Consider the following 256-nt stretch of genomic DNA (forward strand, 5'->3'; position numbering starts at 1 on the left):
ATTGCTCATGGTTCCGTTCACCTCAGCGGTGTCATTTCTCTGAAGCGTAGATACCCGTGAACGTGCAAGGGAGACACACCGCCGTCTCCCTTGCATCCCAGGCTCCCGGCGGGAAAATCGTCGCTGCGCGATTATTCGCCCCATCCCTGGGGCTTACCCCTTCGGGGCCAGCACAAGCGCTGTTCAAAATTGCTCCCGGCAATTTTGTTATTCGTCTTATGTCGTCTGCCTGTCGGGTCGGGGCCGAGCCTGCGTC

Origin of the sequence: Citrobacter sp. wls757, assembly GCF_005280935.1 — a bacterium.
GTDB classification, from domain to species: domain Bacteria; phylum Pseudomonadota; class Gammaproteobacteria; order Enterobacterales; family Enterobacteriaceae; genus Citrobacter; species Citrobacter portucalensis.